The 11004-nt window shown below is 70.4% G+C and carries 9 protein-coding genes; 1 reads left to right on the top strand and 8 read right to left on the bottom strand.

Features of this window, described 5'->3' with window-relative positions; all coding sequences use genetic code 11:
• The 4 genes from ccsB to DCI01S_RS16675 form a co-directional block, all read right to left on the bottom strand.
• On the bottom strand, positions 1 to 1038 hold a 1038-nt coding region (gene ccsB, locus DCI01S_RS03735), incomplete at its 3' end, for a c-type cytochrome biogenesis protein CcsB (RefSeq protein WP_061228001.1).
• Positions 1035 to 2723: a cytochrome c biogenesis protein ResB gene (gene resB / locus DCI01S_RS03730; RefSeq protein WP_061228019.1), complete on the bottom strand. Its 1689-nt coding sequence runs from the start codon at positions 2721 to 2723 to the stop codon at positions 1035 to 1037. The genes resB and ccsB, both read right to left, overlap by 4 nt.
• 362 nt (positions 2724 to 3085) lie before the next feature.
• The gene (locus DCI01S_RS03725) at positions 3086 to 4786 is read right to left on the bottom strand and encodes a hypothetical protein (protein WP_061914877.1); all 1701 of its coding nucleotides are present in this window, start codon (positions 4784 to 4786) and stop codon (positions 3086 to 3088) included.
• Positions 4787 to 5004: 218 nt separating this feature from the next.
• Positions 5005 to 5592 (bottom strand): DUF3558 family protein, encoded by a 588-nt coding sequence (locus DCI01S_RS16675; RefSeq protein ID WP_167349533.1) that lies wholly within the window; start codon positions 5590 to 5592, stop codon positions 5005 to 5007.
• A 254-nt stretch (positions 5593 to 5846) separates the two neighbouring features.
• Between DCI01S_RS16675 and DCI01S_RS03720 the strand changes: the two genes are divergently transcribed.
• Positions 5847 to 7223, top strand: a complete 1377-nt coding sequence (locus DCI01S_RS03720; protein ID WP_082767628.1) for an HNH endonuclease signature motif containing protein — start codon at positions 5847 to 5849, stop codon at positions 7221 to 7223.
• Between the two features lie 41 nt (positions 7224 to 7264).
• Here DCI01S_RS03720 and DCI01S_RS03715 read toward each other — a convergent pair whose 3' ends face one another.
• From DCI01S_RS03715 to hemL, 4 genes are read right to left on the bottom strand one after another with little or no spacing between them, the layout of a single operon-like run.
• The gene (locus DCI01S_RS03715; protein WP_061227998.1) at positions 7265 to 8125 is read right to left on the bottom strand and encodes a cytochrome c biogenesis CcdA family protein; all 861 of its coding nucleotides are present in this window, start codon (positions 8123 to 8125) and stop codon (positions 7265 to 7267) included.
• Positions 8122 to 8730, bottom strand: a complete 609-nt coding sequence (locus DCI01S_RS03710) for a TlpA family protein disulfide reductase (protein ID WP_061227997.1) — start codon at positions 8728 to 8730, stop codon at positions 8122 to 8124. Before DCI01S_RS03710 ends, DCI01S_RS03715 begins: the two co-directional genes overlap by 4 nt.
• 3 nt (positions 8731 to 8733) lie before the next feature.
• Positions 8734 to 9642, bottom strand: coding sequence for a histidine phosphatase family protein (locus DCI01S_RS03705; RefSeq protein ID WP_156482537.1), 909 nt, complete (start codon positions 9640 to 9642; stop codon positions 8734 to 8736).
• On the bottom strand, positions 9639 to 10949 hold the full coding sequence (gene hemL / locus DCI01S_RS03700; RefSeq protein ID WP_061227996.1) for a glutamate-1-semialdehyde 2,1-aminomutase: 1311 nt from the start codon (positions 10947 to 10949) through the stop codon (positions 9639 to 9641). Before hemL ends, DCI01S_RS03705 begins: the two co-directional genes overlap by 4 nt.
• Between the last annotated feature and the right edge of the window lie 55 nt (positions 10950 to 11004).

Below are 11004 nucleotides of genomic sequence, written 5' to 3'. Positions count from 1 at the left end.
GTTCAGCCCGGCGTAGGAGTGCAGGCCCGAGACCACGATGTTGATGAAGAACAGGTTGAACACCAGCACCGCGAAGCCGGCGATGTTGATCCACGCCGCCTTCTTGGGGCCCCAGCCCGACGTCGCCCGGGCGTGGAGGTAGCCGGCGTAGAGCACCCAGGAGATGAAGGACACCGTCTCCTTGGGGTCCCAGCCCCAGAAGCGGCCCCACGCGCTCTCCGCCCACACGGCGCCGAGCAGGATGCCCACGCCGAAGATCGGGAAGCCGATCACCGTGACGCGGTACGCCACCCGGTCGAGGGTCTCGGCGGCGGGCAGCGGGCGCGCCAGGCGCGCACCCCAACCCCGCTCCTCGCCCTGCGGCTGCCACACGCGGATGAGGTACATGATCGACACGACGCCCGGGACGAGCAGGATTCCCGAGCCCAGCGAGATGATCGTGACGTGGATCGGCAGCCAGTACGACCGCAGCGCCGGCACCACGGGCGCGGCCTCCGAGTACAGGTGCGTCCCGCCGAAGAACAGCAGCACCAGCACCGGCACCAGCATGAACGGCCACGCGGTCTGCAGTGCCGGCTTACGCAGGAACACCAGCCCGGCGCCCACGGCGAGCAGGGTGGTGCCGAGGATGAACTCGTACATGTTGCCGAACGGGAACCGGTCCGTGGCCAGCCCGCGCGTGATCATCGACCCGGCGTGGAACAGGAACGCCACCACCACGAACAGCTGCGCGATGCGCGCCCACCGCACGTTGCCCTCGGACACCCGGTTCTCGTCACCGGTGTCGGTGAGCGACCGCGACTCCGTCAGGCCCACGTCCGAGCCACCGACTGTTCCCGACCCGCCGGCGGCTGCGCCCTGCCTGGCCCCGACCAGCTGCTGGTGCGAGACCTTGGGGACGCGGAAGCCCGCGTAGTAGATCAGCGACGCGACGAGCGCGAGGGCGTAGATCCCGAACGCCGTCCGGAAGGCGAGGTCCGAGTACGTCGACAGGGTCTCGTCAACGGGCAGTCCCTGCGCGAGGGTCCAAGTGATCACCGGGTGTCGTCCTTCCGCACGTCGTCGCCGGCGGTGCCGCGACTAGATGAAGTGTGGTCCTTATCAGCCCCACCCGGCAAGACGGGTGTGACGGCCGACGCCGCGACCAGCCGATCGCGGAGCTCGTCGAATTCGCTCCCCCAGCCGGACCGGTCCGTCTTGGCGAGGCCTCCCAGTTCGACGCGGGTGACCTCGTCGTCGTCGACACTCACCCGCGCCCAGATCCGCCGGCGCCGCACCATCAGGCTCAACACCAGCCCGCCCATCATGACCGCGGCGGACACCCCCACCCAGATCTGCGTGGGGTCGGAGGAGACCTGGATGTTGATGAACTCCTCCGCGCCGTCGAAGCGGACCTCGGTGCCGTCGGCGAGCGTGGTGGACTCGCCCGGCCTCAGGTTGACGCGTGCCTCGCGGTTGAGGACACCCGACTCGATGAGGTCGGAGTCCAGGGAGAAGATCGACTGCGGGCGGCCCGTGTCGAGGCCGGCGTCGCCGCGGTGGACGTCGATCGCCACCGCCGGGTCGTCCATCCTGGGGAACCGGGAGCTGAGCAGCGTGCCGTCGAACTGGGCGGTCGGGGCGAAGAGGCCCTGGATCGCGATCTGTTGCGTGCGCCGCTCGGCCAGGTCCGGGTACATGCCCGCGGGCGGGTCGAAGCGCATGATGCCCGACGACAAGAAGGTCTGCAGCTCGGTCGGCTGCCAGTGCTGCGTGTCCGTGCGTGTCTCGCCGTTCGGGAACGTCACCGTGAACGTCGGCGCGTAACCGTGGCCCTGCAGGTAGACGCGGGTCGATCCGATGCGCAAGGGGTGGTTGACCCGCATCTCGTACGGCTCCCACGTGTCGGGGTCCGTGGTGGTGACCTCTTCGCTGTAGCGCACGTTGGAGGTGAACATCTCGGCCTGGCCGTTGGGCAGGTAGTCGGCGCGGAAATCCTCGACCTTGATGCAGAACTGCTCGAGGTCCGTGCCGTCGACGAGCAGGCCCGCGCGGAACGAGTCGTACGCGCTGGGCGTGGTGTTGCAGAACGCCGGCGACTCGGCGTTGGCGACGATGACGCGCATGCCCTCCGCGTAGACGAACTTGCCCGCCGCGAACATGATGAGCAGCGCCAGCAGGCCGAAGTGGAAGACGATGTTGCCGACCTCGCGGGAGTATCCGCGCTCGGAGGACAGCTCGATGGTGCCGGGGACGCGGCCGTCGCCGTCGTTGCGGCGGACCCGGCCTTTGAGTTCGCGGCGGATCTGCTCGGCGGCCTGCTCGGGGGTGGCCGTGGTGCGGTAGGCGGCGTGGTGCGGCAGGCGCGACAGGTTGCGCGGGGTGAGCGGCGGCGGGGTGCGCAGCTGCTTGACCAGGTCGATCGAGCGCGGCGTGAGGCATCCGATCAGCGAGATGAACAGCAGGACGTAGATCGCCGTGAACCACCAGCTGGAGAACACGTCGAACAGTTGCAGGCGGTCGTAGAGCTCGCCGAGCCAGCCGTTTTCGGCGATGTACTCGTTGACGTTGCCCTCGTTGAGGCTGCGCTGCGGCAGCAGTGCGCCCGGGACGGCCGCGACGGCCAACAGGAAGAGCAGGATGAGCGCCGTGCGCATGGCGGTGAGAGTGCGCCAGGCGTTGCGGAGGTAGCTGGTGACGGTGCCCAACGGTGAGCGGGCAACGGCAGTTCTGGGCTCTGGCATGGGGTCCATCTGCGGGTCGCGGCGCGCCGAGGCGACTCGGCGCCGGTCGCACCCAGGCTAGCCCGGTGATCCTGAGCGGAACCTGGCAGGGTGGGGCCGGGTGTGCTGCCGCCTCCGGGGAGGTCAGGGCCGGTGTGGCGGGGGTCTCTCGGTGCCCCGCCGCGGGAGACCGGGCGTCGATCATCGTGCGGGTGCCGGTGGGTGGGCGTAGGACACGGGTGGGGTGCCTCCAGGCGTGCTGCGGTGGGCGGTCGTACGGCGTCGAGTCTGGGCGGGCTGTGTGTCCGGACCGTGTCTCTGTTGTGTGGATCGGTGGCTCATTGCTCCCCGCGACGCGGCGCGCTGCTGAGGGCGGTTCCGGTCTAGTCTCGTGTCGCGCCTCCGCCGGTGTAGTCGCGGCCGAGGGTGCGTCCGCGGTATGGGGCGGCGGCGTCGTCCGTGGGCGCGGGTTCCTCGGCGCGCGGGCGGCCGAGCACCGCCGGGGCGACTTTGACCGGGTCGCCGATGATGGCGGTGGTGTTGGTGGCGTTGGTCAGGTAGCTCGCCGGCGTGTGACCGCGCCGGTCACTGTTCTGGCCGGCGTTGGCCGCGCCCATCATCCCGCCGATCGGCATCGCCCCGGCGCGCCCGGCCTGGGCCGTACCGGTCGACGACGACGAGAGCGCCCCCGCACCCGAGCTTGCCGTCCCTCCGGGCGCGGGACCTGCCCCGGGAGCGCCCGCGGCCGGCCCGCCCCCGCCCGGGCTGGCCGCGCCGCCGGCACCGAACCCGGCCAGTGTCCCGGCACCACCCACTCGCGATGCGCCCACGCCCACCCCGGTCGCGGCGGCGCCGCCACCGCCGAGCAGGCCACTGGTCGAGCCGAAACCGCGATCACGACCCCGACCGTCCCCGTTCGCCCCGCCCCGGATCCCCCGGATGCCGCCCGCACCGGCGCCTGCCGCGCCGCGCTGGCCGTTCACCCCGGTCATCGGCGTCATCGGCGCCCCGGCCGGGGCGGTGGCCGCGTTCACGCCACCACCCGCAGCCCCGTGCCCCGCGCCCGCCTGTCCGGCCACCGACTGCCCGGCGCCCGCCTGCCCTGCACCGGCGGTGGCCGTCCCACCGCCGTCGGCTGCGCCCGTCCGCGAGGCCAGAAGTGCCTGCTCGGTGGCGGCATCGCGGCCCGCGCCCGGCGAGTTCGTCGTCGTCCCGCCACCTCCGGCCCCGCCCGCCGGGCCGCCGGCCTCCCCGGCGCCCGTGGTGAGCGCGGCGAGCGTGGCCGGGTTCGGCGCGGCCGGCCGCGCCGGACGCGCGATGCCCTCGGTGTTCCAGACCCGCGCCATGTCGATGCCCTCGGGCCCGCCCAGTGCGGTCGTGGAGACCACCCGGTAGGCGGCGGTGAAGTCCAGATCGTCGAGGTTGGCGTCCATCACCGCGGGGCTGTACTCAGTGTTGACGATCGCCCGCGCCTGCTCTTCCGCCGCGGCCTGCTGGGCTCGTGACGCGGCGGCCGCCGACAGTCCGGCCGGTCCGAGTTCGCGCCCGGATAGCTGCGCGAGCTGTGCCTGGGCCGCCTGCTCGGCCACGTTCGTGCGCGTGGTGACGAACCCCTGGTGTGCGCGCCCGGCTTTCTCGGCGACCTTCTCCAACTCGCCAGACAGCGCAACCGCCGAGCCGACAAGGCCCCTCACCGAGTCCTGGGCACTCACCGCGAACTCGCCCTGCCACCCGTGCCCGAGCACAGTGCTCAGGTCGGCCTGAAGTTGCGTGGCCGCGGAGTGAAGCGCTTCGGAGACCGCTCCCGCCCGCTGCTGGATCTCGCTGAACTGCTCGGGCTGCAGTGCTTGCGCACACTGGGCGATCCGCTCCAACGGCGAATCCGACACGTCCTCCGGACCCACCCGCCCGTAGCCACCCATCACGCACGCATCCTCGAGAATGAACCCCTCATTCTCCCCGGCACGAATCACACCCAGGCTCTGCAGCCCCGCCGGCTCCTCGGCCGCCTTCGATAGCGCCCCCGCCAACGCCTCATCCTGCGCCTCGATCAACCCGCCAGCTGCGGCGAAGAGGAGAGACATTGCGCGAGCTTGATCGACGAAGCCGTTCAATAGCATCCGGAGGTCGTCGTCCACGAAGAGCGAATACACCGCGCCAATCTGCCTTGCGGTGGGGAATGACCCCACGTGCCCCCGTTGGCTATTCACTAATGTTGTATTAGCAATCTCCCTGACGGTATCGGCGAACTCATCGCTCGCTCGCACGCAGGAGTTCGCAGCCTCCGGAACAAGGTTGACAGTCACCTGAAATCTCCCTCGGGTATGTATGGCATAACAGGTTCGATCGCGTCATCTAACGCGTCGCATGCCTTTACCAACTGCTCACCCTTGAATTCACCTAGGCCACTGGTTGAATCAAGCTTCACCCAGACCGTCCCGACGCGTGTGAAGAACACCTGAAGGCACGTTCCTCCAGAATTGTCGCCCTTCTCCACTAGTCGGAGGCTCGACCTTCCCGACTTCGAATACTCTCGATCCCGCACGACAAAGGATCGATCTGCGAGATATTCGGCGCGTGACTTCCAGGTTGACAGCGCGGTGAACTGCACCTCTGAGCTTCGCCAACCGCACGACATCAGAATCCCCGGCTCGTGGCGCATAAGGCTGTCCATCGGTTCGACAGCTTTCCCGACCCCCTTCTCGATGGCTTCAACTGGGATCTCGGCACACGGGTCGAAGAGGGCGGGCCTCCGCTCGACCGGCAGATCCCACGGATTGCCGGACTCCTCGGCAGCGGCGGAACTCGTCGTCGTCGGCGCCTCTTCTCCCCCGTCCGCCGACGCGCACCCGGACAGCACCACGAGGGCCGCAACGAGCGCGCCGCACACAGCTCTACTTCTTCCCACAACCTGTACGACGCCCCGCCCGGCCGAACGGTTCCACCGTCGCCCTGAGATCTCGAACTGGAGGCATTGCGGCGAGTTTTCCGGGCCATGTTTGAATCGATGCGCGGTCACAGCCAGTGATCTTTGCAGCTGGGCGGGGCCTGCGGGTGGGTCATCCGACGCGCGGCCACGTCGCGCCGGTCGGCGTGACCTGCGGTGACGGGTTCGTGTCGTACTCGGATGATCTAATCGAACGCATGAGCGACAGGATGAGTGGTGCGGGCAGCGCCTCCACGGCGAGTGGTGAGCTGGCGGCCGTGCTGTCCGCGCTCGATGCGCACCTTGGCCGCGACTGGTCCGAGGCGGGCGCGGCGCAGGTGCACGCCGAACTCGTCGCGCTCGAGCAGGCCCAACGTCGCCTGCGCGCCACCCAAGCCCGCGTCATGGCCGAGGCGCGGAGAACCGGCGCCGCCAGACAGATGGGCTACATCAACGAACGGCAGATGCTCACCGGCGGGCTCGGCCTGGCACCCGGCGAGGCACGCGGCCGCCTCGAGGACTCCTCGATCGCCGACACCGCCCGCATGGCCGCCACCGCGGCCGGACGAATCTCGGCCGGACACCTGAAGATCATCAACACCACCCTGGCCGCGCTACCGGACGAGGTCGACGACGACGAGCGCAACCGCCTCGAAACCGAACTGATCGCCCTGGCCGCCGAACGGGCCACGACCCGCCGCCTACAAGAGAACGCCCACCGCCTGCTGGACCAGATCGACCCCGGCCGCACCGAACGCGGCGCCGCCGAACGGGCCAGGCGCCGCTCGGTCACCTGCTCCGGACAAGGCCTGGACCTCATGGCCAGGGCGTCGATGACCATGGACCCCCAACTGGCGGCCCTGATGCGCGAAGTCCACGCCCGCTGGGCCCAACCCGGACGCCTATGGCCCGACGAGCAGACCCCCGATGAGCGCAGCGACGGTCAGCGCATGCACGACGCCCTCGTCCACGCCCTGACCCTCGCACTGAACACCGACGCGCGCAAGACCGGCGCCGCAGCGGCGATCGTCGTACGCATCGACCTCGACCAACTGGCCACCCTGGCCGGATGCGGCCAGACCGACTCCGGGATCCGCGTGCCCGTCGACCAGGCCATCGCCATGGCAGCCGGCAACCACTGGTTCCTCGCCCTCTGCGACCAGGAAATCGACCTCAAGCTCTACCGCAGTCGCCGCACCGCCTCCCGCTACCAACGCCTGGCACTGTTCGCCGCCTACGGCGGCTGCACCCACCCCGACTGCGACCAGGACGCCAGACACTGCCAAGCCCACCACGCCGGCAAACCCTGGGCCGCCGGCGGGCAGACCAACATCGACGAACTCGCCCTGACCAGCGCCGACTGCCACTCCATGATCCACGACACCGGCTGGACCACCATCCCCGACCGCACCGCACCCCAAGGCGTCAGATGGATCCCACCCACCACAACCCCACGCGCGACCAACCCACCACCACCCAAACCAGGCCCGCCACCACTGACACCACTACACGCGCCAGTCCTACCCTTCGCCCTCCTCCACGACCTCGACCACACCATCGCCCAACACACGGCCAACTCCAAGGCCGCAGCATGACCACACGCGACCGAGGCGCGACGGCGGCCAGCTCAAGTGGGTCAGATGGGCAGAGTGGTGTCCGAGATGGCGAAGTCGCGCAGCCAGTCGATGAACAGCGCCCATCCGCCCGAGAGCAGCAGCAGACCCACGATGATGAGCATGACGCCGCCGAACACCTGGATGGCCCGGGTGTGCTTCTGCAGCCACCCGACCGTGCGCATCGCCCACGTGGAGCCGAACGCCACCACGATGAACGGCAAGCCGAGACCCAGGCAGTAAGCCACGATCAGCAGGACGCCCCGGGCCGCGTCGACGCCCGTACCGGCGGCAACCGACAGCGCCGCGGCGAGCGTGGGACCCAGGCACGGGGTCCAGCCGAGGGCGAAGACGGCGCCGAGCATCGGCGCGCCGAGCCACGTCGAGAGCGCCTTCGGCTGCATGCGGGTGTCCCGCTGCAGGGTGGGCACCAAGCCGATGAAGACCAGACCCATGAGAATGGTCACCACGCCGCCGAGCCGCTGCAGCAACTCCTGCTGCGGGGCCAGGTACTGCACGGTCCCCAGCACCATGGCACTGAGCAGCACGAACACCACGGTGAACCCACCCACGAACAGCAAGGATGCGCCGACTACGCGGGTACGGGAAGCGCGGCGGGTTCGCCGTTCCTCCACGGTCAGTGTGGCGGTGGCGGCGCGCTGCCGTTCAGCGGCGGCCGCGGTGACCGGCGGGCGCTCGGCGCCCACCACGCTGGCCAGGTACGCCATGTAGCCGGGCACCAGCGGGATCACGCAGGGCGAGGCGAACGACACCAGTCCGGCCAGCACGCACGCGCCCAACGCCAGCAGGATCGGGCCGCTGGCCACAGTCTGCTGGAAGGTCTCCCCGACGCTCTGGGCGAGCAGGATCACTTCGGGGGTCACGTCTGCTCGACCTCCTCGGCCAGGATCCTGTCGACGGTCTCACTCAGCTCGTCGTCGGTGATCTCGGCCAGGTACACGGCGGCCACCCGATGCTGCTTGTCCAGGATGATCGTCGCCGGCACGACTGACGTCGGGAAGCCACGTAGGGCGGCGACGGCCGCGTTGCTCGGGTCCCAGATCGACGGGTACGTGATGCCGTTGTCGCGGACGAAGTCGACGGGCTTCTGCCGGTTGGGGTCGCGGAGATTGATGCCGAACACGGTCGCGCCGCGGGGCTCGTACTCCTCCTGCAGGCGCTGCAGGTCGTCGGATTCGGCGCGGCACGGACCACACCACTGGCCCCACAGGTTGAGGATCACGACCTGTCCAGCGAAATCGTCCTGCACGGTGAGCGTGCGGTCGGGGTCGAGCAGGTCGGGCCCGGCGATCGTGGCGACGGGCTTGCGCTCAGCCGGGGGGTCGTAGTGGATCTCGATCTGGCCGTCGGGACTGACGAACTCGAACGTCTCCGGGCCCACCACCACAGCGTCGTTGCCGGTGGCGCAACCGGCGGCGAGCGCGCCGGACAGAAGCAACGCGCCGAGCGCGGCCTTGGTCTTACGCATGGATCATGCTCCAGTCTGCGACGGGTCGGAGGCGCCCGCCGGTTCGGAATAGACGATGTCGCGCAGCGTGGTGCCCTCGAACACCAACGAGGTGACCGACGCCAGGGAGCACTGCCGGGAGCGCGGGTCGTGCCACAGGCGCCGACCCTCGAGGAAGCGCCGCGTGGTGTACACGGGCAGCTGGTGGCTCACCAGGACGGCCTCGTGCCCGCGGGCGGTGTCGAGGGTCGAGTACACGGCGCCGATCATGCGGTGCGCGATCTGCAGGTACGGCTCGCCCCACGACGGCCGCAGCGGGTTGACGAGAATCGGCCAGTACTGCGGGTCGCGGAGCGCACCGCCGGGGCCGCCGACCTTGCGCCCCTCGAAACGGTTCTCCGCCTCGATGATGTCGGCGTCGATCCCCACCGGCAGTCCGAGGGTCTCGGCGAGCGGGGCGGCGGTCTCCTGGGCGCGCTGCAGCGGGGAGGCGACGATCGACACGATGTCGTGCCCATTCCCGAGGACGCGGGCGACGGTCTCCGCCTGGCTGCGTCCCAGCTCCGACAGCCGGTACCCGGGCAGTCGACCGTAGAGGACGCCCTCAGGGTTGTGGACCTCGCCGTGGCGCACGAGATGCACGATCGTCTGCGTCTCGTTGGCGCGGGCCGACGTGTCACGGGGGGTCGACGACGACGAGGTCGGCTCTCCCGGAACGGCGATCGTCCCCGGCTCGGCGCCATAGGTCGCAGACCCCTCGGGCTGCGTCTCGACGGGCGCCTCCACCGGGGCCGCGGCGGCCGCGGACCCGCCCAACGACGGCGGCGCCGCGGCGGGGGCGGGATGGTCTCCGCGCAGGGGGATCGGCAATGAGGTGGGGCCGGTGGCGGGGACGGCGAGACGTCCCCGGAGCCCGCGGCCGCTGCGGCTCATCGGCCGTCTCCGGGGGCGGTCGCGGCGGCGGCCGCCTCGGCGGCGACGGGCAGGGCGTCGGCGATGTGCTGGAAGTCGTCGTCGGTGAGGGCCGTGGAGACGAACCAGGTCTCGAAGGCGCTCGGCGGGGCGTAGATGCCCCGGTCCAGCAGGGTGTTGAAGAAGGGCGCGTACCGGAAGGTCTCGGCGGCCTTGGCGCCGGCGTAGTCGGTGACCTGCTCCTCGGTGAAGAACACGCTGAGCATCGTGCCCGCCCGCTGGATGGTGTGGGTGACGCCGGCGCCGTGCAGCGCGTTGCCGACGAGGGCCTCGAGCCGGTCGGCGTTGGTCTGCAGGGTGTAGTAGCAGGCGTGGTCTGCCAGACGGAGAGAGGCGAGGCCCGCGGCCACGGCGACGGGGTTTCCGGACAGGGTGCCCGCCTGGTAGACGGGTCCGGCCGGCGCGAGGGCGGCCATGACGTCGGCGCGGCCGCCGAACGAGGCGGCGGGCAGTCCGCCGGACATGACCTTGCCGAAGGTGGTCAGGTCGCCGGCGACGCCGTCGATGCCCCACCAGCCGCGGTCGCCGGCGCGGAAGCCGGTCATGACCTCGTCCATCACCAGGAGCGCGCCGTTGTCCGAGCACAGGGCGCGCAGCTCCTCGTTGAACCCGGGCAGCGGCGGGACGGTGCCCATGTTGCCGGCGGCGGCCTCGGTGATCACACAGGCGATCTCGTCCCCGTGATTGGCGAACGCCACGCGCACGGCCTCGATGTCGTTGTACGGCAGCACGATCGTGTCGTGTGCGGTCGCGCCGGTCACGCCGGGCGAGTCCGGCAGGGCGAAGGTGGCCAGGCCGGAACCCGCGTCGGCGAGGAGGGCGTCGACGTGGCCGTGGTAGCAGCCGGAGAACTTGATGACCTTGGAGCGGCCGGTGAACCCGCGGGCCAGGCGCACGGCGCTCATGGTGGCCTCGGTGCCGGAGTTGACGAGTCGCACCTCTTCGACGGAGGTGCGGGAGATGATCTCGCGCGCCAGGTCGACCTCGCCCTCGGTGGGGGTGCCGAAGCTGAGGCCGCGGGTCGCGGCGTCGCGGACGGCGTCGACGATCTCGGGGTGGGCGTGCCCGTGGATCATGGGGCCCCACGAGCAGACGAGGTCGATGTAGGTGTTGCCGTCGACGTCCGTCATGCGAGAACCCCGCGCTTCACGGATGAAGCGCGGGGTTCCGCCGACGGAGTTGAAGGCGCGCACCGGGGAGTTCACTCCCCCGGGGATCAGCTCGCGGGCCTCGGCGAAGAGCTCGGCCGATCGGGCGGTCCCGGACATGCCGGACGGGGTCGGGAAGGCATCACTCGCAGACGTCACTCCCCCAGTGTCTCAA

It is taken from the genome of Dietzia cinnamea NBRC 102147 (assembly GCF_001571065.1).
In the GTDB taxonomy this organism is placed as follows: Bacteria; Actinomycetota; Actinomycetes; order Mycobacteriales; family Mycobacteriaceae; genus Dietzia; species Dietzia cinnamea.
The sequence above is the reverse complement of the archived record's forward strand: the minus strand, read 5'-3'. Positions and strand labels throughout refer to the sequence as shown.